Origin of the sequence: Bradyrhizobium sp. NC92 (assembly GCF_025200865.1) — a bacterium.
Classification (GTDB): Bacteria; Pseudomonadota; Alphaproteobacteria; order Rhizobiales; family Xanthobacteraceae; genus Bradyrhizobium.
In genome coordinates this window covers 1,474,421-1,498,825 of sequence record NZ_CP104171.1, presented here as the reverse complement: position 1 = coordinate 1,498,825, position 24,405 = coordinate 1,474,421, and the positions used below count along the sequence as shown (strand labels likewise).

At 65.7% G+C, this 24,405-nt stretch carries 24 protein-coding genes; 12 read left to right on the top strand and 12 right to left on the bottom strand.

The genetic code is table 11. The annotated features are described in order from the left end of the window. The first annotated feature begins 53 nt into the window (after positions 1-53). Complete coding sequence (locus N2602_RS07045) at positions 54-1,409, top strand: esterase-like activity of phytase family protein (RefSeq protein WP_172784709.1); 1,356 nt, start codon at positions 54-56, stop codon at positions 1,407-1,409. A gap of 125 nt (positions 1,410-1,534) precedes the next feature. Here the strand turns inward: N2602_RS07045 and N2602_RS07040 are convergent, their stop codons facing one another. The 6 genes from N2602_RS07040 to N2602_RS07015 form a co-directional block, all read right to left on the bottom strand. Then, the gene (locus N2602_RS07040) at positions 1,535-2,365 is read right to left on the bottom strand and encodes an energy transducer TonB (RefSeq protein WP_260382170.1); all 831 of its coding nucleotides are present in this window, start codon (positions 2,363-2,365) and stop codon (positions 1,535-1,537) included. Next, positions 2,365-2,805, bottom strand: coding sequence for a TonB system transport protein ExbD (gene exbD / locus N2602_RS07035; protein WP_212254311.1), 441 nt, complete (start codon positions 2,803-2,805; stop codon positions 2,365-2,367). The genes N2602_RS07040 and exbD overlap by 1 nt, the downstream gene beginning before the upstream one ends. Before the next feature lie 3 nt (positions 2,806-2,808). Beyond that, the gene (gene exbB / locus N2602_RS07030) at positions 2,809-3,585 is read right to left on the bottom strand and encodes a tonB-system energizer ExbB (protein ID WP_260382169.1); all 777 of its coding nucleotides are present in this window, start codon (positions 3,583-3,585) and stop codon (positions 2,809-2,811) included. Between the two features lie 25 nt (positions 3,586-3,610). Beyond that, positions 3,611-4,120: a heme utilization cystosolic carrier protein HutX gene (gene hutX, locus N2602_RS07025; protein ID WP_260382168.1), complete on the bottom strand. Its 510-nt coding sequence runs from the start codon at positions 4,118-4,120 to the stop codon at positions 3,611-3,613. A gap of 29 nt (positions 4,121-4,149) precedes the next feature. Continuing rightward, positions 4,150-4,485, bottom strand: coding sequence for an antibiotic biosynthesis monooxygenase (locus tag N2602_RS07020; protein ID WP_172784714.1), 336 nt, complete (start codon positions 4,483-4,485; stop codon positions 4,150-4,152). Positions 4,486-4,621: 136 nt separating this feature from the next. After that, entirely contained in the window at positions 4,622-7,018 is a 2,397-nt protein-coding gene (locus N2602_RS07015; RefSeq protein ID WP_260382167.1) for a TonB-dependent hemoglobin/transferrin/lactoferrin family receptor, read from the bottom strand. A gap of 263 nt (positions 7,019-7,281) precedes the next feature. Here N2602_RS07015 and N2602_RS07010 point away from each other — a divergent pair, with 263 nt between their 5' ends. Genes N2602_RS07010 through N2602_RS06995 form a run of 4 tightly spaced genes read left to right on the top strand, consistent with a single transcriptional unit; the run spans position 7,282 to position 10,359 of the window. After that, complete coding sequence (locus N2602_RS07010; RefSeq protein WP_246504594.1) at positions 7,282-7,488, top strand: hemin uptake protein HemP; 207 nt, start codon at positions 7,282-7,284, stop codon at positions 7,486-7,488. A 5-nt stretch (positions 7,489-7,493) separates the two neighbouring features. Beyond that, complete coding sequence (locus tag N2602_RS07005) at positions 7,494-8,444, top strand: hemin ABC transporter substrate-binding protein (RefSeq protein ID WP_172784716.1); 951 nt, start codon at positions 7,494-7,496, stop codon at positions 8,442-8,444. Continuing rightward, complete coding sequence (locus tag N2602_RS07000; protein ID WP_260382166.1) at positions 8,441-9,526, top strand: iron ABC transporter permease; 1,086 nt, start codon at positions 8,441-8,443, stop codon at positions 9,524-9,526. Before N2602_RS07005 ends, N2602_RS07000 begins: the two co-directional genes overlap by 4 nt. Next, positions 9,523-10,359: a heme ABC transporter ATP-binding protein gene (locus N2602_RS06995; RefSeq protein ID WP_260382165.1), complete on the top strand. Its 837-nt coding sequence runs from the start codon at positions 9,523-9,525 to the stop codon at positions 10,357-10,359. The genes N2602_RS07000 and N2602_RS06995 overlap by 4 nt, the downstream gene beginning before the upstream one ends. A 96-nt stretch (positions 10,360-10,455) precedes the next feature. On the opposite strand, the gene N2602_RS06990 is transcribed toward N2602_RS06995, so the two are convergent. Together N2602_RS06990 and N2602_RS06985 are read right to left on the bottom strand one after the other, a co-directional pair. Next, positions 10,456-12,135 carry a mucoidy inhibitor MuiA family protein gene (locus N2602_RS06990; protein ID WP_260382164.1) on the bottom strand — a complete coding sequence of 560 codons (1,680 nt, stop codon included), beginning with the start codon at positions 12,133-12,135 and terminating at the stop codon, positions 10,456-10,458. Between the two features lie 180 nt (positions 12,136-12,315). Beyond that, a complete protein-coding gene (locus N2602_RS06985) occupies positions 12,316-12,924 on the bottom strand; it encodes a response regulator transcription factor (RefSeq protein WP_260382163.1) in 609 nt (202 codons plus the stop codon). A gap of 201 nt (positions 12,925-13,125) precedes the next feature. On the opposite strand from N2602_RS06985, the gene N2602_RS06980 reads away from it, so the two are divergent. Then, positions 13,126-14,154 (top strand): AraC family transcriptional regulator, encoded by a 1,029-nt coding sequence (locus tag N2602_RS06980; protein ID WP_260382162.1) that lies wholly within the window; start codon positions 13,126-13,128, stop codon positions 14,152-14,154. 2 nt (positions 14,155-14,156) lie between these two features. On the opposite strand, the gene N2602_RS06975 is transcribed toward N2602_RS06980, so the two are convergent. Continuing rightward, the gene (locus tag N2602_RS06975; protein ID WP_260382161.1) at positions 14,157-15,368 is read right to left on the bottom strand and encodes an NnrS family protein; all 1,212 of its coding nucleotides are present in this window, start codon (positions 15,366-15,368) and stop codon (positions 14,157-14,159) included. Between the two features lie 129 nt (positions 15,369-15,497). Between N2602_RS06975 and N2602_RS06970 the strand changes: the two genes are divergently transcribed. Further along, positions 15,498-16,208, top strand: coding sequence for a Crp/Fnr family transcriptional regulator (locus tag N2602_RS06970; protein ID WP_260382160.1), 711 nt, complete (start codon positions 15,498-15,500; stop codon positions 16,206-16,208). Positions 16,209-16,315: 107 nt separating this feature from the next. Here the strand turns inward: N2602_RS06970 and N2602_RS06965 are convergent, their stop codons facing one another. Beyond that, a complete protein-coding gene (locus N2602_RS06965; protein ID WP_172784723.1) occupies positions 16,316-16,513 on the bottom strand; it encodes a DUF1858 domain-containing protein in 198 nt (65 codons plus the stop codon). Positions 16,514-16,712: 199 nt separating this feature from the next. After that, the gene (gene hemN / locus N2602_RS06960) at positions 16,713-18,065 is read right to left on the bottom strand and encodes an oxygen-independent coproporphyrinogen III oxidase (protein WP_260382159.1); all 1,353 of its coding nucleotides are present in this window, start codon (positions 18,063-18,065) and stop codon (positions 16,713-16,715) included. A gap of 164 nt (positions 18,066-18,229) precedes the next feature. On the opposite strand from hemN, the gene N2602_RS06955 reads away from it, so the two are divergent. The 5 genes from N2602_RS06955 (at position 18,230) to N2602_RS06935 (ending at position 23,655) form a co-directional block, all read left to right on the top strand. Beyond that, entirely contained in the window at positions 18,230-18,430 is a 201-nt protein-coding gene (locus tag N2602_RS06955) for a hypothetical protein (protein WP_172784725.1), read from the top strand. Positions 18,431-18,736: 306 nt separating this feature from the next. After that, positions 18,737-19,831 carry a copper-containing nitrite reductase gene (gene nirK / locus N2602_RS06950; RefSeq protein WP_172784726.1) on the top strand — a complete coding sequence of 365 codons (1,095 nt, stop codon included), beginning with the start codon at positions 18,737-18,739 and terminating at the stop codon, positions 19,829-19,831. A gap of 57 nt (positions 19,832-19,888) precedes the next feature. Continuing rightward, positions 19,889-20,767, top strand: coding sequence for an SUMF1/EgtB/PvdO family nonheme iron enzyme (locus N2602_RS06945; protein WP_172784727.1), 879 nt, complete (start codon positions 19,889-19,891; stop codon positions 20,765-20,767). A 160-nt stretch (positions 20,768-20,927) separates the two neighbouring features. Next, positions 20,928-21,953: a Fe(3+) ABC transporter substrate-binding protein gene (locus N2602_RS06940; RefSeq protein WP_260382158.1), complete on the top strand. Its 1,026-nt coding sequence runs from the start codon at positions 20,928-20,930 to the stop codon at positions 21,951-21,953. A 115-nt stretch (positions 21,954-22,068) separates the two neighbouring features. After that, positions 22,069-23,655 (top strand): iron ABC transporter permease, encoded by a 1,587-nt coding sequence (locus N2602_RS06935; protein WP_172784729.1) that lies wholly within the window; start codon positions 22,069-22,071, stop codon positions 23,653-23,655. A 90-nt stretch (positions 23,656-23,745) separates the two neighbouring features. On the opposite strand, the gene N2602_RS06930 is transcribed toward N2602_RS06935, so the two are convergent. Next, a complete protein-coding gene (locus tag N2602_RS06930) occupies positions 23,746-24,396 on the bottom strand; it encodes a 3-oxoacid CoA-transferase subunit B (RefSeq protein ID WP_260382157.1) in 651 nt (216 codons plus the stop codon). Positions 24,397-24,405: the final 9 nt, after the last annotated feature.

Sequence of the window (24,405 nt, the reverse complement as noted above, 5' to 3'; positions counted from 1 at the left end):
ATCCTGCAACATGCGATCCGCATAAGCGTTGCGTCCGCCAACAGGAGACGCACATGCGCGCGACTTTTCTTTGCACCGTCGCCACGATGATTCTCACCGCGAGCACCGCGCTCGCGCAGAGCGAGGGCGAATTCCCCGCCAAGCTCGCCGGCCACGTGGTGATGCCGGCTGAAACGTTCATCGAGGCGCCGGCCGATGCCCCCGCCGATCTCAAGGCGGGAGGCAAATATACCACCGGCAAGCGGGTCGACGCGCCCGGCACCGTCATGGGCAAGTCCTTTGAACGTCCGACCGGCGTGTCGCTGCCGTTCAAGGGCCAGCCTCTGCAGGGCCATTCCGGCATCAAGACCATGCCCGACGGCACGTTCTGGGTCCTCACCGACAACGGCATGGGCGCGCGCGCGAACTCGCCGGATTCGATGCTGTACCTCAACCGCTACAAGATGGATTGGGCCAGCGGCAAGATCGAGCGGCTGGAGACCATCTTCCTGCACGACCCCGACAGACGCGTGCCGTTCCGCATCGTGCATGAGGACACCCAGAAGCGCTATCTCACCGGCTCCGATTTCGACACCGAAGGCTTCCAGATCGTCGGCGACACCTTCTGGATCGGCGACGAATTCGGCCCCTATATCCTGAAGGCGGACAAATCCGGCAAAATCCTCGGCGTGTTCGACACGGTGGCCGACGGCAAGCCGGTGCGCTCGCCCGACAATTGGGCGGTGGGAACGCCAGCCGCGCCGGGCGCGACCTACACCAACGTCAATCTCCGCCGTTCCAAGGGCTACGAGGGCTTCGCCGCGTCGAAGGACGGCAAGTTCCTCTACGGCCTGCTCGAGGGACCGCTGTGGGATGCCGAGAAGAAGGATTGGGAGAAGGTCGACGGCAAGGAAGCCTCCCGCATCCTCGAATTCGACGTCGCCGCGGAGAAATTCACCGGCCGCTATTGGCAATATGTGTTCGAGCAGAACGGCAACGCGATCGGCGACTTCAACATGATCGACCAGGCCTCCGGCCTCGTCATCGAGCGCGACAACGGCGAAGGCACGGCCGACAAGGCCTGCCCGCAAGGCCAGCGCGGCGAGAACTGCTTCCCCGACCTCGCCAAGTTCAAGCGCGTCTACAAGATCGAGCTCTCCGACGCCAATGTCGGCAAGCCCGTGCGCAAGATCGGCTATGTCGACCTGATGAAGATCAGGGATCCCGACAAGAAGGCGCGCAAGTCGCTCAACGAGGGCGTCTACACCTTCCCGTTCTTCACCATCGAGAACGTCGATCGCGTCGACGACACCCACATCATCGTCGGCAACGACAACAACCTGCCGTTCTCCTCCAGCCGCGATCCCAACAAGGCCGACGACAACGAATTCGTGCTGCTCGAGGTCGCGGATTTCCTGAAGGCGAAGTGAGCGCCCCACCCTCATTGTCATCGCCCGGCTTGACCGGGCGATCCAGTACGCCGCAGCAGTCCTGATGAATCTCGCTGCCTCTGGAATACTGGATGCCCCGCCTTCGCGGGGCATGACACCGAGGGCTACCTCACCGTAAATGCCACCGGAATCGTGAAGCTCATCGCGCCGTTCTTGATCTCATCCGGGATCGGCGGGAACGGCGAGGCCTGGCGGAGCATGGACATCGCCTGGGCGTCGAAGGCGGCGATGCCAGACGCACCACTGAGGCGGCTCGACGTCACCTGCCCGCTGCGGCTGATGGTGAAGCTGAGCCTTGCAACGCCGCGCTGGCCGCCGCCGCCGGCCGGATAGGAATGGAAGCGCATCAGATGCGCGCGAACGCGTTGGTTGAAGGATGCGACCGCGGCGGCCGTCGCACCCGCACTCATGGCGGATGCCATGGGCGCCTCACGCTCGGCGCGCGGCGGTGCGCTGGTGCGCGGCGCCGGAATTGCGTCCGACGGCCTCTTTGCCTCACGTCGAACCACCTTCGGCTTCTCCTGCGCGGGCTTTTCGACCGGCACGATTTTCGCCGGCTCGGGCCTGGCGGGCGTCGGCTCGAGCTTCTGCTCCGGCGGCGCGACCACCTCCGGCCTTTCCTGCGGCGGCGTCGGCGCGATGGTCTCCTCGACGGCCTGCTGCTGCACCGGCTCCGGCAGCGAGGCATCCGTCTCCTGCATCAGCGGCCCCGGCGCGACGTCGTCCAGCGTCGGCTGCGGCGCCGATGTCACCGGCGACATGTCGACCATGATCGCAGGCAGGCTGACGCCCTGCTCGGGCTGCGTCCTGAGCCAGCTCATTGCAAGCAGCGCGGCGGCGACATGCAGCGCCACGATCACGCCCGCCGATAGACCCCAGCGCGCGCCGTCGCGCTCGCCGAGCGGCTCGTGCAGGGCGAAGGCGTTCGCGGCCATCAGCTGCGTCCGTCGAGGCCGACGAGGGCGACCTTGAGATAGCCGGCGTTGCGCAAGGTGTTCATCACCTCCATCAGCTCGCCATAGGAGACGGCCTTGTCGGCGCGCAGATAGATGCGCTCGTCCTTGCGGCCCTTGGTGGCGGCATCGAGCGAGGTGCTGAGCACGTCGCGAGCGACGACATCCTCACCGACCGCGATCGAAAGGTCCGGCTTGACCGTGACGAAGACCGGCTTGTCGGGCCGTGGTGCCGGCTCGGCCGCCGTTGCCGGCAGATCGACGCCGATGTCGACGGTGGCAAGTGGCGCTGCCACCATGAAGATGATCAGGAGCACGAGCATCACGTCGATGAACGGCGTGACGTTGATCTCGTGCGTGACCTCGAGCTCGCCGGCATCGCCGCGCGAGCCGAGCTTCGATGTCCCGAGCCTGGCGGCCATGGCCTACTCCGCCGCTCGCGCCAGACGGAAATGGCCGTGGTCGCGCTGGCGGCTCACCAGCAGCATGAGCTGCGCCGAGGCGTCGCCGAGCAAAGCGCGGTAATTGGCGATGCCGCGGACGAGGTGATTATAGATCACCACCGCCGGAATCGCGGCGACGAGACCGAGCGCGGTCGCGAGCAACGCTTCGGCGATGCCGGGCGCGACCACCGCAAGACTGGTGGTGTGGCTCTCGGAGATGCCGATGAACGAGTTCATGATGCCCCAGACGGTGCCGAACAGGCCGACGAAGGGCGCGGTGGCGCCGATGGTCGCGAGCACTCCGGTGCCGCGCGCGATCTGCCGGGCCATCGCCGCCTCGACCCGCTCCAGCCGCAATGCGATGCGCTCCTGCAGGCCGTCATCGACGATGCCGCCGGAGAGCTCGGCCTCCCTGGCGCAGGACTGGATCAGCTGCGCGACCGCATCGCGCGCGTCGCCGGTCCGTGCGCATGCTTCGGCCAGCGTCATGTTGCCCTCGAGGGCACGTGTCCGCTGCACGGCGAGCGAGGCCTTGCGGCGCAGCTCGACGGTCTTGGCGAGCCACACCGTCCATGTCACCAGCGAGGCGATGGCGAGGCCGACCATCACGACCTTCACGACGATGTCGGCACCGAGAAACATGCCCCAAGGCGACAGATTGCGCGGCAACAGCGCCGCGTCGATCGCGAAGGCCGGAGCCGGCGCGAGCGCCAGCGTGATTGCTGGGATCACATGCCGAAGCCTGGACTTGCTCTGCATCCTGATCTCCCCCGGTTGAAGCAAACTAGAGTGCGGGCGCGATCCGGTCCGCAAGCTGCCGGAACCGTGCCAGCTGATCAGCCCGCAGCGCCCTCGTCTCGTCGCGGCCGACGAAGACCTTGAACATGATGCCGCCGTCGGCGTTCACGAAGGCGACGAAGGCCGACACCTTGCCCATGAAGGGCCGCTCGACGAAGGCAATTCCTGCGCAGCGCTCGTGGCGGAGATGACCGTGCAGGCCCTTCGGCTGCATCAGGTTGAAATAGCCGCGGCCGACCTCGCCCGCAGGGATCGATCCCGTGAACTCGAAGATCGCGTCATCGGTGTGCACGATCAGCGTCACCTCGCCCCATTCCGAAATGTCCTGCATGGCGGCGGCGAAATGCTCGCCGCCTCCCATGCGCACCATGGACGGCGGCAGCGCCTCGATCACCGCGCGCGGGGTGACCTTGCGCTCGCGCGCAACGTCCTCGACCACCGCGCCGGGATTGTCGGCCATGTACGCCTTGAGATCGGCGAGTTCGGTGCTCAGCATGTCCGGCTTCCTTTCGTGATCGGCCGCGATCAGGCCGCCGCGCTCGCCTTGCGCTCGGTCATGATGACCTCGAAGCCTTCAAACTTCGGATGACCGAGATAGAGGCTCTCGCCGGTCTTGTTGTCGGCGCGCGCATGAGCGCGGCGGAATTCCTCCGAGCGCGTCCAGGCCTCGAAGGCCGCCTTGTCGACCCACACGGTATGCGAGGAATACAGCGTGTGGTCCTCGGCGACCGGCCCCTTGAGCAGATGGAATTCGACGAAGCCCGCCATGCTGCCGAGATAGGACTCGCGGGTCCGCCAGACGGTTTCGAACGCGGTTTCCGAGCCGGGCTTCACCTGGAAACGATTCATGGCGATGAACATTCGACTTTTCTCCTGTGACTTGTAGATCGGCAATTGCCGATCGGATCTTTCATGACGGATCGAAAGCCACGCTGACGCATCAGCGTGGCTTTCGAGATCAGCTCGGCATCCCTGGAGAGAACCTCCGGTGTCTCCCTCAGGTGCCGCCAAAGTGGTACTTGAGACCTCCCTTGATCACGAGCCCGGCACCGGCGCTCGCCCACTTCACGTCATTTTGCGTGTCACCCGTGCTACCGACCGGAATGGCGTACGGCCGATAGTAGCGGTTGAAGAGGTTCTCGACCGAGAAGTTGAGCGTGAGATCGCGCGTCGGGTGATACTGCGCGTAAAGATTGACGAGATCGTACGACGTCGCCGGCGTGTAGGTCCTGGGGATGTCGTAGTTGGCGATTGCCGACGTCCACATCATCGAAAGGATGAGGGTGCGGTCGAGCAGACGCACGCCGGCCGTCGTCGTGATCTTCTGCGGCGGAATGCTGTAGAGGCCGAAGCCGGTCTGGAGATTCTTTCCGCTCTGATAGGTCCCGGAGAGGCCGAAGAACCACAGGTTCGCGTCATACATCGCCTCGGCCTCGACGCCTTGAATAAGCGCGGACGCCACGTTCTGATACTGCAGGAACGGGAGCACCGTGATCGACGGTGCCGGTGGCGGCCCGGTCGGGACCACGAGCGGGTTTCCGTAAGCGACCTGATCGATGAAGTCGCTGATGTCGTTGCGGAACACGTTGATCTTGCCGCGCAGCGTGTCGCCCGCCGTGAAGAGATCGTTCTTCTTGATGTTGAAGCCGATCTCCTTGTTCTTGCCGATCTCGGGGCGCAGGTTTGGATTGGGCACGAAGCAGAAGGTCGAATCCGCGCCCGGTCCCGGCGTGCCCGACGGACAACGGAAGAACGAGTCGTTGACCGTCGCGCCGGCATGTGGCCCACTCACCAGCGTCTCCGTGATCGAGGGCGCCCGATAGCCTTCCGCGTAGCTGGCATAGGGGGTTACCACAGCGGTCGGAACGAGAGCAACGGTGATCTTCGGCGACAGGCGATCGCCGCCCGACGACGAGGACGCCGAGGAAAGCTGATAATTGTCGTAACGGAGCGCACCGATCACCTCGAGCATCGAGGTGTAGTTCGCCCTCCACTGCACGAAGCCGCCCGATACTGTGCGCTGACCGCCGGGGGTCGTGACCTCGGATGTACCGGTCCTGTCTTGAGATGACACCTTGTCCTGGAACGCATCCAGACCGTAAGTCACCGCGTGGCGCCAGCTTCCCGTTTCGAAGCGCGTCGTGTTGTGCACATCGATGCCGATTGTATCGAGCAGGTATCCGCGATTGCTCCCGATGCATCCCGAGACGGCGTTGCCGGGCACGCCGCCGCAATAAACGGAGGGCGTCGCAGTGGTGTGCCTGGTCTTGATCTGGTCGTTCTCGGTGCGATTCCAGTAGATCTTGGCATCCCAGTCGAACCACTGATCGTCCGGCTGCGCGTATTTCCAACCGAGCGTCGTGGTGTAATTCTTCACGTTGGACGCGTAGATGGACGTACCGCTCAGATTGTTTGTGCCGTTCGCATTGGTCGAATTGGGATCGCCCGCGCGCCGGGGCGGCTGGCCTACACTGAAGATATCCTCCTGGAAAATGGCGCCGAGCTTGACCTCGTGGCCGTCCGCCGGCCGCACCGTCAGCTTGGCGATGCCGCTGCTGAGCCGATTGCCGGTGTTGGCGACCTCAAAGCCGGTGCCGTCCTTGTAGCTCTCCTGCGTCGAATAGGTACCCCCTGCGAACACGTCGACATTGGGATTGACGTGAACACCGCCAAAGGCGGATCCGAGTGCGCGTCCGTAGTTGCTGCCGAGGATGGTTTTTACGTCGACGCCCCAGCGCTCTCCCACGCGGACAACGTCCTCGATGTCCTTGGTGCGGAACGAGGCCACGCCGCCGATCGCACCGGAGCCGTAGATGTTCGCGGTCGGCCCGCGCACGATGTCGATGCCGCTGATCAATTCCGGATTGAGGAAGAACGAACCATTGGCGAAGTGACCGGTGCGCTGGTAGTTCTGCCGCGCGCCGTCGACCACGACGGCAACGCGGCCGAAATCCTGGAGGCCGCGAATGTTGATCGAGGTGGCCGGATCATCGCCGCGATTCTGAACCCAGACGCCGGGCAAGTTGTATATGAGATCGCCGATGGTGCTGGCTTGGCGGGCTTCGATCTGCTCGGACGACACCACACTGACCGGCGCCAGCGCGTCGACGGCGCGCTCTTCCGTCTTGGTCGCCGCAGCCGTGATCGTGTCGAGCACCTGAACGGGTGCCGTGCTGCCAGCCTGGGCGCGCGCATTCAGGGCGTCAGGCGTCGGCTGCTGTGCGACTTGCGGCTTCGCAGGCTTGCGCTTGGCCTGTTTCGGTCGTTCGGAGGACGCGTTTTCACTCTGCGGCGATGCGGTCTGCGCGAGACTGCCTTCCGCCGTCATTGCCGCAATTGAAACCACCGACGCGCCCAAAATCACGGCGCGCGCATACCTAGCCCCGTCAGCCATATCAGCCCCAGCCTGCACTTCACTTTAGTTTTTGATGTCGTCTGGCTGGCGTGCGCTCGCAACGCGAGCGACTGGCTGGCTGAGTGTCTCGAGAGGCGGGCGAGTTCCCCGCTGCCAGAAATGGTTACGTGGCAACACTCTGACGGTCAATGACATCAGGTTGCAGTTTATATCGATTGTAAACTGCGAACGTTGGAATGCGCTTGGCGCCGCCTATACAAACGGGCGGTACTCCAAGTTTTCGAAAGCGCGTCACACCGACTATGTCAGCAACATCAGGAGACAGCAGCGGCAGCGCGGCAGGGCCGGCACAAAGCCCTTCTGCAACAACGCGAACGCTCACCATGCGCGGGAGCCGCATCGACAGCCGCGAGCTGTTTGCCGCCGAGCGCGAGATCATCATTGCGCATGGCGAGGACAGTTATCGTCTCCGCCTGACCTCGCAGAACAAGCTGATCCTGACGAAGTAATTGCAATGACATCTTGCCGCACCCTCGCCAGTCTCCTGCTCTCCGGTGGAATCGCGTTTGCGTCTGCTGCGCACGCCGCGGGCATCACCGTGCACGACGCGCGCAATCGCGACGTCACTGTTGCCGATTTTGCCCGCACGGTGTCGATCGGCGGCGCCATCACCGAGATCCTCTATGCGCTGGGATTGGAAAGCCGGCTGGTCGGCGTCGACACCACGAGCCTTTATCCGGCGGCGGCGCTGCACGACAAACCCAATGTCGGCTATATGCGCCAGATCTCGGCCGAGGGCGTGCTCGGTCTCAACCCGACGCTGATCCTGGCGATCCAGGGCTCGGGCCCGCGCGAGACCATGGACATCCTGGAGACGGCGCAGGTGCCGCTGGTGCTGGTGCCCGAGACCTTCTCCGAGGAAGGCCTGATTGCGAAGATCAAGCTGGTCGGCCACGCCATGGGCGTCGATGCGCGTGCCGAATGTCTCAGCGCCGCGGTCGGCGCCGATCTTGCGCAGCTCCGCGCGCTGCGCGCCAAGGTGACGAAGCCAGTGCGCGTGATGTTCGTGATGTCGCTCCAGAACGGGCGGGCGATGGTGGCGGGCCACAAGACCGCGGCCGACGAGATCATCCAGCTGGCGGGCGCGGCCAACGCGGTCGACGATTACGACGGCTACAAGACCATCGGCGACGAGGCGATCGTGGCCGCAAAGCCCGATGTCGTGCTGTCGATCGAGCGCGGCAAGGAATCGCTGCAGGCCGATGCAGTCTACACGCACCCCGGCTTTGCGCTGACGCCGGTCGCGGCCAACAAGAGCTTCATCACCATGGATGGGCTTTATCTACTCGGCTTCGGGCCGCGCACCGCGGCGGCGGCGCGCGATCTCTCGGTCAAGCTTTACCCGGCCCTGGCTGCGGGCGGCGCATTCACGTCGGCGCTGTCGACGGCGAACTGCCGGCAATGAGCGCGGCCGTCGGGATCGAAGCACGGGGCCCGCGACACAGTGCGGGACGGCGGGCCGCATCGTTCGCGATTCCCCTTCTGCTCATGGTGCTGGTGATCACCGCGATCGCCGCCCTGACGGTCGGCGCCTCCGGCATCCCGCTCTCCCGGCTGCCTGCCGCGCTGGGCTTGGCCGGCGAAAGCACGGCCATGACGGCACGCGACCAGCTCGTGCTGTGGTCGATCCGCATCCCCCGGATCGCGGCCGCTGCGATGATCGGCGGCCTGCTTGCCGCGGCCGGCGCGATCATGCAGGGGCTGTTTCGCAACCCACTCGCCGATCCCGCCCTGGTCGGTGTCTCCAGCGGCGGCGCGCTCGCGGCCGCAAGCGCGATCGTCTTCACCGATTCCCGCTTCGGCGAGGCGCTGCGCTTTCTCCAGACCGAGCTGTTGCCGCTGGCGGCCTTCGCGGGCTCGCTGGCGACCACCGCAATCCTCTACGGCATCTCCAGTCGCTCGGGGCGCACCTCGATCGCGATCTTCCTGCTCGCCGGCGTCGCCATCACCGCGATCGCCAATGCGGGCATCGGGCTGCTGGTTTTCATCGCCGACGATCGCCAGCTGCGCGACATCACGTTCTGGATGCTGGGCTCAATGAGCGGCGCAACCTGGACCAAGGCCGCAATGCTCGCGCCGGTCCTCAGTGCCGGACTCGCGGCCTGCGCCTTCATCGCCCGCGGTCTCGACCTGCTGGTGCTCGGCGAGGCCGATGCCTTTCACGGCGGCGTCGATGTCGAGCGCCTGAAGCGGATCTCGATCGTGATGGTCTCGGCCATGACCGGCGTCGCGGTGTCGATCAGCGGCGTCATCGGCTTCGTCGGCATCGTGGTGCCGCATCTGCTCCGTCTCGTCATCGGCCCGGCGCATCGCCTGCTGCTGCCAGCCTCGGTGCTATCAGGCGCGATCCTGATGGTCGGCGCCGACACGCTGGCACGCACCATCGTGGGGCCGGCGGAGATGCCGATCGGCATCCTGACGGCGGCCGTCGGCGCACCCGTCTTTCTCTTCATCCTGCTGCGGCAGCGCGGGCTCGCCGCGCTGTGACCGCGGTGCTCGAGGCACGACACTTGGGCAAGCGCGCCGGCCGCGCGACATTGCTCGACGGCGTCGACCTGACGGTCGCGGCCGGCGAGATGGTCGCCATCATCGGCCCGAACGGCGCCGGCAAGTCGACGCTGCTGCGGCTGCTCTCCGGCGATCTCCGTCCGAGCGCCGGCGAGGTGCGGCTCAAGCAGCGCGACATTGGCCGCTTCACGCCGCGCGAGCTCGCCGCGCGCCGTGCCATGCTGTCCCAGCACATCAACGTCACCTTTCCCTTCACCGTCGAGGAGATCGTGCTGATGGGCGCGGGCGAGCGCAGCTTGCGCGAGGCTGGCCCGCTCGTCGATGCCGCGCTGGACGAGGTCGGCCTGTCGCATTTCCGCGAGCGGCAATTGCCGACGTTGTCAGGCGGCGAGCAGCAGCGCGCTCATTTCGCCCGCGTGCTGGTGCAGCTCGCCTGCGGCGAGGCCGAGCACGGCCCCGGGCTTCTGCTGCTGGACGAGCCGACCTCGAGCCTCGATCTGCGCCACCAGATCGACCTCGTCGAAGCAGCGCGCCGCCGAGCGGTTGCCGGCACCGCCGTGATCGCGATCCTGCACGATCTCAATCTCGCGATCCGCTTTGCCGACCGACTGGTCGTGCTGGCCGGCGGCAGGCTCGCCGCGGACGGCCCGCGCGCCGATGTCGTCACACGCGAGAGGATCCGGGAGATTTTCGAGATCGACGCGCTCGTGCATCAGGCCGACGGCGTGCCGTATGTGCTGCCGCAGTCGATGCGGGCTGCCCCTCACCTCTCCCCAGCGGGGAGAGGTCGGATTGCGCAGCAATCCGGGTGAGGGGCCGCAGCGACACGTGAGGATGTAACCCCTCACCCGAAACGCATCTTCGATGCGTTTCGACCTCTCCCTATGGGAGAGGTGAAGGCACCACCTCTACCCCGCCGGCACGATCACCATGCTCTTGTCCTTCGGCCAGCGGACACGCCAAGCGAAGTTGATGTCGCGGGCCTCGCCGGGCTTGGCGTCGAACGACCATTCCAGCACGCCGCGCTTGTCGCGGATGTTGGTTGCGGTCGGCTGGGTGCTCGAGGGCAGCAACTCGACGACGATGTCCTCGTTCTCGCTGACCGGCAGCTGATCCTCGATCGCGACGCGAATCGGGAAATCATGGCCGTTGCGGATCGTGGTCTTGAACGAACGCTCCTCGGTCTTCGACGTCGTGACCAAGAGGCCGGCCGAACCTTCGTTGCGCTTGAGCACGGCGCGCTCGATCTTGACCTTGTCGTCGGCGCCGAAACCGAGCCGCACAATGTCGTCCTTAGCGGACGCCGTGATCTTGCCGCGGCCGACGAAGGTACCGTCGCGGTAGATCGCGACCTTGCCCGGCAGCAGCGTTGTGTCGTCGGTCTGCTTGAAGCTGGCTTCGAGGAACGCGGTCGGATCCAGCACCGGCGCGGCGCGCACCGCGAGATCGGCGGGCACGTTCACCGAAGCGATGCGGAGGCTCTTGGCGCCCTCGGCGGCGCCGAGGCTGACGCGGCCGGGAATCCTGAAGGTCGCCTGGAAGTCGCCGATCTCGGCGATGGCCTGCTGTTCGTCCGCCCGCTCGCGCGACTCGGCCGCCTCTGCAATCTTGGCCATGGCGGGCGATTGCGCCTGGCGCGTCATTGGCGCGGGCCGCGCCAGATCGGAGACCGAACCTGCTGCCAGCGGCTTCGGTACCTGCGGATATTGCGCGATCAGCGAATGCAGCTCCGGGGCACTGCCGCCGCGGCTGATGCGGGTCGTGGAGACGCCGAGCGTCACGTTCGACCAGTCCTCGCCGGTGGATTGCGTCACCTCGGCGCGACGAACCAGTTCGAGCTGCGGCTTGCGATCCCTGGCGCCGGTGTCGAGCCGGGCGTCGTAGAGCGGCACCCAGCGTGCGTTGCGCACGGCATAGGTCACCCGCAGCGTCGCCTTGGTCGCAGCGGCCGAGGCGACGTCGATCCGCACTTCCAGCTTGCTCGGCGGCTTGGCCGAGCGCTCGGCTTCCAATTCCGCGATCTGGCGGTCGAGCTCGCGCTGTTTTCGCGTCGCATCGCGAATTGCGCTGTCGGCGGTCGCGACCTCCTCGGCGACCGCGGCAAAGGCCGCGCGCCATTCGGCGATCGGGCGCGCCTCGCCCTTCTCGCCGAGGCCGGCCGGCGAAGCTTCTGCAAAATGCTGCGCGAACTTGCGCCGGGCATTGGCCGAGTCGATCGCACCCTGCAGGTCGGCCCGTCGATCCCTCAGCGCTTCGAGGCGCTTGTCGAGCTCGGGCTGGTTGACCGGCGGCGCGGCCTTCGGCGGGCGCGCATCGATCGTGCCGATCGTGAGCTTGGCGCCCGCCTCGCCTTCGACGCGGAGGGACGACGGATCGAGCGAGAGTGGAAAATCCTTGGCGACCAGCGTCGAATCGCCGGAGGCCAGATCCAAGGAAATGACGCGGGTGATGGTGGCGCCGTCGGGATAGACGGTCACCGTGTCGATCGCCGACGTGGCGTCCACGTTGGCCGCCCATGACGGCGACGCGAGGGCCGTAGTCACCAGGACCAGGCCCGTGGTTGCCAAATATCTGGCGGTGATGCGCATGAAGTCCCTCCTGCCGGTATCGCCGCGCCGCCAGCCGGACGCGCGCGATGAAATGCCTCGCCATCGTGGTTGGACGCGGCAGGGAAGGAACTGGTTCGATTGAGGTATCCATGGGGCACCGCCGCGGCGGCACCATGGCCGCGGAACGCTCGGGTGATCCCGGCAGCTTCAGGCCTGGGTCTACGAGCCTTGGCCGAAGATGCGCCGGAGCAGATCGGTGACGTTCTTGGCGCCGGCTTTCTTCAGGATGCTGGCGCGGTAACCTTCGACCGTCCGCGCGCTCAGATGCATCCGCCGGGCGATCCCCTTGTTGGTGAGGCCGGCGGCAAGATGCTCGAGCACATCGGCTTCGCGCGCGGTCAGAGGTTCGCAGCCCGGCAGCCAGCGTTGCCGGATCGCGCCGGGTTGCGCGAATTCATCGATGGCGGCATCGATCCGGCCGACGATGTCGTGGGTCCGGAACGGCTTTGCGATGAAGTCGGTCGCGCCGCTCTTGATGGCGTCGACTGCCATGGCAATGCTGCCGTTCGCCGACGTCACCAGCACCGGCGCCATGCAATTCTCCTCGCGCAACCGCCTGAGCACGTCGAGAGCGGAGCGATCCGGCGGCATCTCCAGCAGCACACAGGCCGGCATTCGGGCCTTGGCTTCCGAGAGCAGAGACGCGCCATCGGCAAAGCAGATCACGTCATAGGCGCTCTGCTCAAGCACGGCGGAAAGTTGTTCGCGGAAGGCGGCGTCAGTGTCGATGACGAAAACCTCGCCCTTGGAAAGCATGTTCCCCGGCATAGTCCCGATCCAGCAATGTCTTGGTCAAATGGCCCGAGACGGCCGGAGGCTCCGTCGCGCCCCGCCGTCGTGCGCACGGCATTCACGCCAGTGCTTCGGTTTCTCTTATGTATGCGCCACCCGGTTCCCGGATTTGACGGATTGAGACAGAAACTTTACATTTCGGGACATCTGCGGGAATGGCTGGCAGGAACGGGTCGCATGACCGACCTCATTCGCAGCGCAGGCTTGAGCTTTTACCCCGAGGTCGCCCGGTCGGTCGGGCTCGACCCCAACCAGATGATGCGCAAGGTCAGGCTGCCGCTGGCCTGCCTCGACAAGCCGGACATCCCCATCGCCGTCACTGGCCTGCGCCGCCTGCTCGAATTATCGGCGGCGGCGTCCGGTGCCGAGGATTTCGGCCTGCGTCTCGCCGAGCGCGGCGGCCTCACCAATTTCGGCGCGGTCGGCCTGATCGTGCGCGAACAGGCGACCGTCGGCGAAGCGATCGAGGCGTTCTCGCGTTTCATCCACATCCATCATGACGGCATGCGGCTCGACGTCATGCGCGACAAACGGACCGTGACCATCACGCTGCATTTGCGCGGCCGGCAGCCGCGCGCGCCGAGGCAGTCGATCGACATGGCGCTCGGCAGCGTCCACCGCATCATCCAGTCGCTGTTCGGCGGCGATTGGCGGCCGCTGGAAGTGCATCTGCATTACCCGCCGCCGCACGACCGCAAGCGCTACCGCGACTTCTTCGGCTGCCGGGTGACCTTCAATGCGGATGACGATGCGATTCTGCTGTCGGCGCACGACCTGGAGCGCCGGATTCCGAGCGCGCATCCCTTGATCGCAAATTACTTGCGCAAGCGGATCGAGGCGATCGAGACCAAGCCGGCCAGCTGGGAGGCGAAGGTCGACGAGGTGGTACGCACCCTGCTCGCCAGCGGCGATTGCACGGTCGAGCGCGTCGCCGAGCATCTGGCCTGCACCCGCCGCACCATCCACCGGCGCCTCGCCGCATCGGGCACAAGCTTCTCGGCCATCCTGGACGCGCAACGCGCCGATCTCGTGGTCCAGCTGATCGAGGATCCCGCCCGGCCGCTGGCCGACATCGCGGTGCAGCTCGGCTTCTCCGCGCAGAGCGCCATGGCGCGCTGGTTTCGCGGCCGCTTCGGCTGCACCATCACCGATTGGCGCAAGGGCGTGCGGCCTCCGTCAGCACAGCCCTCGGCGACTGCCGCCTGAATTCAGCGCGCGGGAGCGGGCACGCCCATCGTGGCGAGCGCCCGTCGCCCGCTGCCGGCGAGCAGCGGTCCGAACGCGACGGCAAATCCGAGGAAGGCGATGATCCAGCCGCAGGCGGCAATGTGCAGCAGCACATCGTTATACGCGGGCGACACGACGGCACCGACGCGGGCCAGGGCCGCGATGACGATCGCAGCGTAGATTCCCTGGATCGCGGGCGAAGCCGTCAGCGCCTGTCCGGTATGGCCGAGGCTCGCGCGGGTCATCACCGCGAGCGTCATCGTTCCCGCCGCACCTGCCATCCAGGCGTGGATCCCGGCGCTTGGCGGCAGCTCGCCCAAGGCGGCCACAGCATTCAGGATGAAGCCGAGCGGCACGAAGACGTAACCGACATGCAGGATCAGCAGCAGCCGCTCGCGCGTGGTGCGATCGCCGGCCCAGCGTGCAAGCCGAACCAGATGCAGCACGCCAACCACCGCCATCGCGACGCCGGTGATCATGTTCAGCGGCGCCACGATCCACGCGATCAGCGCCAGCGCGCTCAAGCCGATCACCCCGCCGTCAAATCGTCCGAACGGCACCGGCAGGCGGCCGGGATTGAACTTGACCAGCCAGTTTCGGGTGAAGCTCGGAATGATGCGGCCGCCGATCAGGCCGATCAGCAGAATGACCACGCCGATGCCGACGCGGATGCTGACGTCGGCCGCGCCTTCGTAATGCGTTTCGACGTGGAAGGCGACGTTGCCGGCGAGCAGAACCAGCACCAGCCCCACCACGGGCAGGTTGCGCCAGTTGCCGCCCGCGATGATCTCACGCGTCGCGGCCGCTACGACCAATGCCAGGAACGCCGCATCAACGACCAGCGCAAACGCCCAGCCGGTATTCGCCGACAGCGTCACCACGACGCGCCCGGCAAGCCAGACCGTCAGCAAGGCCGCCAGCGGCCCGCCCTGGATCGGCAGGCGCCCGGTCCAGTTCGGGATGGCGGTGAACAGGAACCCGGTGATGACAGCCGGCAGGAAGCCGTAGAGCATCTCGTGGACGTGCCAGTCGCGCGGCGCGAACGCGGAGCTCACCGACAATTCGCCGTAGAACATCGGCAGCCAGGCCAGGATCGAGAGCGATGCCTGGATTGCGGCGAGCAGGAAAAACGGGCGAAAGCTGTTCGCAAACAGCGGCCAGCCCGCAAAGTTGCGGGATCGGGCGCCAGCCATGGGGTCAACTCCAATCGATTCAGACCGTTACCTTGAAAAATACTGCCGCCGGGCCGCCTCGTTTTGCGCTAACGCAAACTCGTTGACGATTGCAGGTGCCATCACACTCCCTGATGCCAAGGAGGCAGAATGGCCAAGGTCGACACATCGCTGGTTGCGCATTTACCCCTGTTTGCGGGGATGACGCCGGAAGCTCTCGACGAGATCCTGCGTGAGGCCCGCTCGGCGCGCTATCCCAAGAACAGCGCGATCTTCGAGCAGGGGGCGGACGCGCAGTCCTTCTTCCTGCTGCTGCACGGCCATGTCCGCGCGGCCAAGACCACGCCGGCGGGCGAGCAGATCGTGGTGCGCTATGTCGCGCCCGGTGAGACGTTCGGGCTCGCGATGGCGATCGGAGCCGCGCGGTATCCGGCGACGGCGATGGCGGTCGACGACAGCGTGGTGCTGATCTGGCCGAATTCGGCCTGGCCGCGCCTGGTCGAGCGGTTTCCGGCGCTCGCCGCCAACACGCTGCAGACCGTCGGCACGCGGCTGCAGGAAAGTCACACCCGCATCCTGGAAATGTCGACGCAGCAGGTCGAGCAACGCATCGCGCACGCGCTGCTGCGCCTCGCCAAGCAGTCCGGCAAGAAGCTCGACCACGGCATCGAGATCGACTTCCCGATCAGCCGCCAGGACATCGCGCAGATGACCGGCACCACGCTGCACACCGTCAGCCGCATCCTGAGCGGCTGGGAGAGCCGGGGCCTCGTCGAGAGCGGCCGCCAGCGCATCATCCTGCGCGAGCCGCACAAGATCGTGGTGCTGGCGGAGCGGAGCGCCGACAGCGGCGCGGCGTGAGAACTGACACCTCTTCCCTGAAGATAGGGATGAGGCGCGCTTCCGCTTACGGCGAAAGCGCGCCCTCATCCGGGAATCAGCGCACACCTGCGCGATTCCTGACCGTTTCACGCCGGCACGCACTCGCTCAGCGCGGCGAGGAACTTCTCACGGTCGATGCCATGCTCGCGGCAGGCGTCATCGACCGTGTGGAAGGTCGCGATCGGACAGCCGACGCAAGCCATCCTGAAGGCGAGAAACACGCGGATAGTGTGCGGCGCCGATTGCATGATGTCGTCGACCAGATCGTTGGATCGGAAAGGCATGGACAACTCCATTCCGATTGACGATAGCGGCGTGGGCGGAAGTCTCTTTGTTGAAGCGCAAGCTGGTGCCAGTTCCTCCGCCGTCATTCCGGGGCGCGCCGCTTGGCGCGAGCCCGGAATCCATGGTGCAGCGGATTACGTGGAAGGATGGATTCCGGGCTCGCGCTTCGCGCGCCCCGGAATGACGGGAGGAGAGACCTCACACCGCCCGACTGTGCAGCTGCTTGCCCGGATCCAGATGCGCATCGAACGCGGCGGCGACGCTGCGGACCAGGAAGCGCGAATCCCCGGCGACGGCGAGGCGCTCGCCGTCCAGCCTCACGACGCCGTCGGAGATCAGCGGCTTCAGACGAGACGCCGCTTTCAGCATGGCGCCGGCCTCCGCGCCATGGCGCGCGCAGATGTCGCCGAGATCGGCACCGAACTCGCACATGATGCGTTCGATGATGTCGGCGCGCAGCCGGTCGTCATCGGTGAGGCCATAACCCTTCGCGGTGGCGAGGCGGCCGGCCGCGATGCTCTGCGCATAGACGCCGATCTGCACCTCGTTCTGGACATAGCCCTGCGGCAGGTGCCCGATCGCGCTGGCGCCGAAGCCGAGCAGGACTTCACTCCGGTCGGTGGTGTAGCCCTGAAAGTTGCGCCGCAGCGTGCCCTGCTCGAACGCCACGGCCATGGCATCGTCGGGCCGGGCGAAATGGTCGAGCCCGATCTGCACGTAACCGGCTTCCTTCAGCGCATTGGCGATGGCGCAGGCCTGGTCGTGGCGCGCAAGGCCGTCGGGCAAGACGGCCTCGTTGATCATGCGCTGGTGCTTCTTGAACTGTGGCACGTGAGCATAGCCGAATACCGAGAAGCGGCTGGGCGCGAGCGCGAGGCTGCGCCGTACCGTCTCCAGGCACGAGGCCACTGTCTGGTGCGGCAGCCCGTAGATCAGGTCGAAATTGATGCCCTCGATTCCGGCGCCGCGGAGCATCTCGACCACGGACGCCGTCTGCTCGAAGCTCTGCACGCGGTTGATCGCCCGCTGCACCACGGGATCAAAGCTCTGCACGCCGAGGCTTGCGCGGTTGACGCCCGAGAGCCGCATCGCCTCGACCATGTCTGCGGTCAACGTGCGGGGATCGATCTCAACCGCGATTTCGGCCGAGGGCAGCACGAAGAATTCCTGGCGCATCGTCGCCATCAGTTCGGCAAAGGCGTCCGGCGCCATGATCGTCGGCGTACCGCCGCCGAAATGGATGTGCTCGACCTTGATGCGGTGGCCGATGGCTTCGGCGGTCAGCGCGATCTCGCTGCGCAGCGTCCGCTGGTAGCCGGCGACGAGATCGTCGCGGCGGACGATCTGGGTATGGCAGCCGCAATACCAGCACATCTCGCGGCAGAACGGCACGTGCAGATAAAGCGAGGCGCTGGCGGCCACCGGCAGTTCCGCCAGCCAGCGGGCATAGGTGTCCGGACCGATCGCGGGCGTGAAATGCGGTGCGGTCGGATAGCTGGTGTAGCGTGGCAGGCGTTCCTCGCCGTAGATGGCCGCAAGATCAGCTCTCATGAGTTACCCATTCGTAAACGTCCGCCGCGCAAGACAATCGCGGCAAATCACGGAATGAATTCAGATAACCCGGATCCGCGGCAGCGACTTTGCGCTCGCGCAAAGCGCGAGGGCCCCGTCTCGGCCATGGTGAGCGATATTCGCGGCCATCCGGAGCGTTTGCCATGGGGCTTTTCGCACTCGAACTCATTCTCTCCCTGCTCGACGTCCGCGGCCATATCCCGCGTTTCGACGACTTCCGGCCCGCGCCGGCCGCGCCTGCCCCGGTCGGCGTGGTGCGCGCCCTGGCTGCCGCAATCGCCGTCTTCGTCGCGCTGGCGCTGGCGATCTGGGGATTGGTCTGGCTCGCCGTGAATCTGCTCTGACCGGCCGTCCGCCAAGCCTCCTTCGCGATCTCACCCACGCGCGCATGAGCCGGGGCGAGATCGCATCCAACTTGAACATGCAAACGAATTGCCGCTGACGTCGATGCGGTTGCGCTGACGCTCGGCCTGGATCGGCATCGCCCCTGCGGACGCGGTCAGCCGGTATCGCCGATTCGCTATTCGAGAACCCAAGTCCTGTTGCGGCGGTGAATCCGGCGGAAGCTTGTCGCAGCGCAAACACGCTTGCTGTAACAGGCGCACACTGCACTCCGTCATCAAAACCATTTCAGATGAAGGATGCTTCCGATGTTCACCCGCAGAGCCGCATTGATCAGCGCCGCCGCGACCGCCTTGATGTTGGCGACGCCGGCTTTCGCTGCCAGCGATCTCAAGCTGCCGCGTCAGAAGGTGGAGCTGGTCGCTCCGCCCTTCGTGCACGCGCACGAGCAGGCCACGACACAGGGCCCCAAGATCGTCGAGTTCAGGATGACGGTCGAGGAGAAGAAGGTCGTCATCGACGACAAGGGCACCACCTTCCAGGCCATGACGTTCAACGGTTCGATGCCGGGCCCGCTCATGGTCGTGCACGAGGGTGACTATGTCGAGCTGACGCTGGTCAATCCCGCGACCAACACCATGCCGCACAACATCGACTTCCATTCCGCGACCGGCGCGCTCGGCGGCGGCGAGCTGACGCTCATCAATCCCGGCGAGCAGGTCGTGCTGCGCTGGAAGGCGACCAAGACCGGCGTGTTCGTCTATCACTGCGCACCGGGCGGCCCGATGATCCCCTGGCACGTCGTCTCCGGCATGAACGGTGCCGTGATGGTGCTGCCGCGCGAGGGACTGAACGACGGCAAGGGCCACGCGCTGAAGTACGACAAGGTCTACTATATCGGCGAGCAGGACATGTACGTGCCGCGCGACGAGAAGGGCAATTTCAAGTCCTACGAATCGCCGGGCGAAGCCTTCACCGACACCGAAGAGGTGATGAAGAAGCTGATCCCGACCCACGTCGTGTTCAACGGCAAGGTCGGCGCACTCACCGGCAAGAACGCGCTGACCGCCAAGGTCGGCGAGAACGTGCTGATCGTGCATTCGCAGGCCAATCGCGACAGCCGCCCGCATCTGATCGGCGGCCACGGCGACTATGTCTGGGAAACCGGCAAGTTCGGCAACGCGCCCGAGGTCGGGCTCGAGACCTGGTTCATCCGCGGCGGATCGGCGGGAGCTGCGCTGTACAAATTCCAGCAGCCCGGCATCTACGCCTATGTCACGCATAACCTGATCGAGGCGGCCGATCTCGGCGCCACCGCGCACTTCAAGGTCGAAGGCAAGTGGAACGACGACCTGATGATGCAAGTGAAGGCACCTGCGGAAATACCGGCCGCCACCAACTAGACGCGACAAGGGGCCGGTCATCACCGGCCCCTTTTTTCCTTCTGCGGAGGATCGACCGTGCTGATCGCGTTCAAGCTCAAACTGGCACTCGCCTGCGCGGCCGGGCTTGCGGGGCCGCTGGCCGTTACGCCTCTGGTCTCTGGAATGACGACGCGCCATGCGGGAGGTGAGCCGGCCTTGGTCGAGGTTGCCGCCGGCAGCTTCTCCTATCGCGAAGCCGGCGATTTCACCCGCGACGGACGGCAGGCGGAAGCGCCGCTGCGCCTCATGCGGATGAACCGGCCGCTGCGCATCATGCGAAATCAGGTCGCCTCATCCGACTATCAGCTCTGCGTGCTGGACGGCGCCTGCCGTTCGCTCGACCGCGACGTCGTGGTCGCGCCCGATCGTCCCGCAGTGCAGGTGAGCTTTCACGATGCCGAAGCCTATGCAGGCTGGCTGTCGCGCAAGACCGGCCACCATTACCGCCTGCCGAGCGACGACGAATGGGCCTTTGCCGCCGGCTCCAGATTCCGCGATGACGGTGTACCGGTCGATGCAAGCGACCCTTCGAAGCGTTGGATCAGCCGCTACGAGCGCGAATCCGAGCGCGACCTCTCCGACACCACGGCCTATCGCTTCGGCAAGTTCGGCCCGAACGAGCACGGCGTCGAAGACCTCGCCGGCAATGTCTGGGAGTGGACTTCGACCTGCTTCGTGCGCTCCCGCGTCGACGTTTCAGGCAATCCCGGCCGCGCGACCGTGAATTGCGGCGTGCGTGTCGCCGAGGGCGCGCACCGCGCCTATGTCACCGACTTCATCCGCGACGCCCGCGCCGGCGGCTGCGCCCAGGGCGTACCGCCCGCCAATCTCGGCTTCCGCCTGGTGCGCGAGGAAACGTCGTGGCTGGCCAGTGTCTCGCAGCGCGCGAGCAAGACGAGGCCGCCAAGATCGTAGGGCGCCAATCGTTTCCGATGACCTTCTGGTATTAGAATGAGTCTAAAAGATACTTTGGAATTGCTCTAAGCTCATGCCGTCGCGACATCGCGTCGCTGACTTTGTTCCAACGCCTGCGCTACTCAATCGGCGTTCAATCGCGCGCCTGGGAGCAGCCCTTATGATCTATCTTCGCGTCCTCGCCGCGTCTGCGGCGGTGTTGAGCCTGACCACGTCTTTCGTGTCGGAGGCAGCCGCCAATGGCGAGGTCAACGTCTATACCTACCGCGAGACCAAGCTGATCCAGCCGCTGTTCGATGCGTTCACCAAGGACACGGGCATCAAGGTCAACGTCGTCTCCGCAAGCTCCGGTCTGGAGCAGCGCATGAAGGCGGAAGGGGCCAACAGTCCGGCCGACGTGCTGCTGACGGTGGACATCGGCCGCATCGACGAGGCCGTGCAGGCCGGCGTCACCCAGCCGATCAAGTCGGAGGCGGTCGACAAGGTCGTGCCGGCGCAGTATCGCGATCCGGACGGACACTGGGCCGGCATCTCCATGCGCGCGCGCGTGATCTATGCCTCGAAGGATCGTGTCAAGCAGGACAAGATCACCTATGAGGAGCTCGCCGATCCCAAGTGGAAGGGCAAGATCTGCATTCGCTCGGGCCAGCACATCTATAACAATGCGCTGTTCGCGGCCTACACGGCCAAGTACGGCGAGGCCAAGGCCGAGGAATGGCTGCGCGGCGTGAAGGCCAACCTCGCGCAGAAGCCGTCGGGCGGCGATCGCGAAGCCGCGCGTGACGTCGCCGCTGGCAAATGCGATATCGGCATCGGCAACACCTATTACTGGGCGCTGATGATGAACAACGATCCCGAGAAGAAGCCGTGGGCGGAGGCGACCCGCGTCATCCTGCCGACCTTCGAGGGCGGCGGCACTCACGTCAACCTCTCCGGCGTGCTGCTCGCCAAGAACGCGCCCAACAAGGCAAACGGCATCAAGCTGATCGAGTGGCTCGTCAGCGAGCAGGCGCAGCAGATGTATGCCGACCAGAACTACGAATATCCGGTTCGGAGCGGTGTCGCCGTCAACGCGACCATCGCGGGCTACGGCAAGCTCGGCCCAGATCCGTTGCCGATCGCAAAGATCGCCGCCAACCGCAAGGCTGCGGCCTCGCTGGTGGACAAGGTCGGCTTTGACAACTGATCTCTGGCGGCCCACGTCTTTTACACTGGGAGAAACTTCGGACGCACGGCCTCGCTCGAGACGCCGTGCCCACGCCGGGCGCGCCGCGACCGCAATCGCGATCGCAACCGCGATCATGGTCGCGGCGCCCGTGATCTCGATCGTTTCGCTGGCTCTGCAGCCGGCGCCCGATGTGTGGCACGACCTGATCAGCTACGTGCTGCCGGCCGCCCTGCTGGATACCGCGCTTCTGCTCGTCGGGGTCGGCGCGGTCACATTACTGATCGGCGCGGGCACTGCATGGGTGATATCGCGCCACGATTTTGCCGGCCGGGGCATGCTCCTGTGGCTGATGCCGCTGCCGCTGGCGATTCCGACCTATCTTGCGGCTTACGTCTATGCCGACCTGTTCGAGCCGCTTGGCCTCGTGCATCGCACCCTGGCGATCTGGCTGCCGCTGCGCGATGCACTCGGCCATCTGCCCAACCTGCGCTCGCTGCCGGGCGCCATCTTCGTGATCGGGCTCGTGCTCTATCCTTACGTCTATCTGTCGGCCCGCGCGACGTTCCAGGTTCAGTCTGCCGAATTCGCCGAAGCGGCTAAGACGCTTGGCGCCGGCCGATGGACCGTTTTCTGGCGCGTTTCACTGCCAATGGCGCGACCGGCGCTCGCGGTCGGAGTGGCGCTGGTCGCGCTCGAAACGCTCAACGACATCGGAGCCAGCGAATATCTCGGCATCCGCACGCTGACGGTCTCGATCTTCACCACCTGGCTCAACCGCGGCAGCCTTGCCGGTGCGGCACAACTGGCATGCCTGATGCTTGCAATCGTCGCCGGCCTGATCGCGATGGAGCGTTACGGCCGTCGCAACGCCAGCACCGAGTTCTCGGCCGAAAGCCCGCATGTGAGGCAGCGAACCCCGCTGTCGGGTGCAAGAGCGTCGATCGCGTTCGCGGTCTGCGCGCTGCCGGTGCTGATCGGCTTCGTGGTACCGCTGCTCTATCTGGCGCATCAGGCTCTCGGTCGCGGACTGCTTGCAAATTTCGACCCGCTGCTGTGGCGCCACACCTTCCATTCGTTTGCCTTTGCAGGGCTCGCGACGCTCATGGCGCTGATGCTTGCGCTCGCTACGACGATCGCGCACCGCTTGCGGCCGGATCCTCTGCGATATGTCGCGCTGAGCATCGCGCAGGCCGGATACGCGCTGCCGGGTCTCGTCATCGCTCTCGGCCTGCTCACCCCGGTCCTGGCGGTCGACAATGCGCTGAGCGCGGTCGCGACCTGGACCGGACGTTCCCTTCCCGGGCTGGTCCTGGTCGGCTCCGGGATGGCCGTCGTGATCGCCTACACGATTCGTTTTCTGGCTGTGCCGGTCGGCATGATCAAGGCCGGGTTCGACAGCATTCCGAGCGACTATGACGAGAGCGCACGCGCGGTCGGCGCAGGCCAGGCAGTCATCTTGAGGCAGATCTATCTGCCGTTGCTCCGGCCCGCGATGCTGGGCGCCGTCATCATCATGTTCGTCGACTGTCTGAAGGAGCTCCCGGCAACGCTGCTCTTGCGGCCCCTCAACGTCGAAACACTGTCCACGTCGATCTACCAATACGCCAGCCGCGGCAATTTCGAGGACGGCGCGCTGGCGGCCCTCCTGATCATCGTCGCCAGCATCGGCCCGGTTGCCTGGCTGACCCGGTTCTCCGAAGTGCCGAGCGGCCCCGCTTGACGGGATGCCCCATCGTCCGCGCATTCACGCCATCGCCCGCATTCACGGGAGTTGGGACGCACGGACCGCAGTGATGCGCCCGCTTCTCGTTTACGTGTTCTTCAGCGCGACGCGGAATTCGGCTTCGGTCTTGGCCTTGACCTCGTCGAGCGAAACGCCGTCGGCGAGCTCGATCAGCGCCATGCCGCCGGTGCCATGCTTGTCGATGGTGAAGACGGCAAGATCGGTGACGACCATGTCGACCACGCGCTCGCCGGTCAGCGGCAGGTTGCACGCCTTCAGGAGCTTCGGGCCGTCCTTGGCCGAATGCTCCATCACCACGACGACGCGCTTGACGCCGGCGACGAGATCCATCGCGCCGCCCATGCCCTTGACCATCTTGCCGGGGATCATCCAGTTGGCGAGATCGCCGTTCTGGGCCACCTGCATGGCGCCGAGGATCGACAGATCCATGTGGCCGCCGCGGATCATGCCGAAGGAATCCGCGCTCGAGAAATACGAGGTCGAGGGCAGCTCGCTCACGGTCTGCTTGCCGGCGTTGATGAGATCGGCGTCTTCCTCGCCCTCATAGGGGAACGGCCCCATGCCGAGCATGCCGTTCTCGCTCTGCAAGGAGACGTCCATGCCGTCGGGGATGTAGTTCGAGACCAGCGTCGGGATGCCGATGCCGAGATTGACGTAATAGCCGTCGCGCAACTCCTTCGCGGCGCGCGCGGCCATCTGTTCACGGGTCCAGGCCATGTGAGTCTC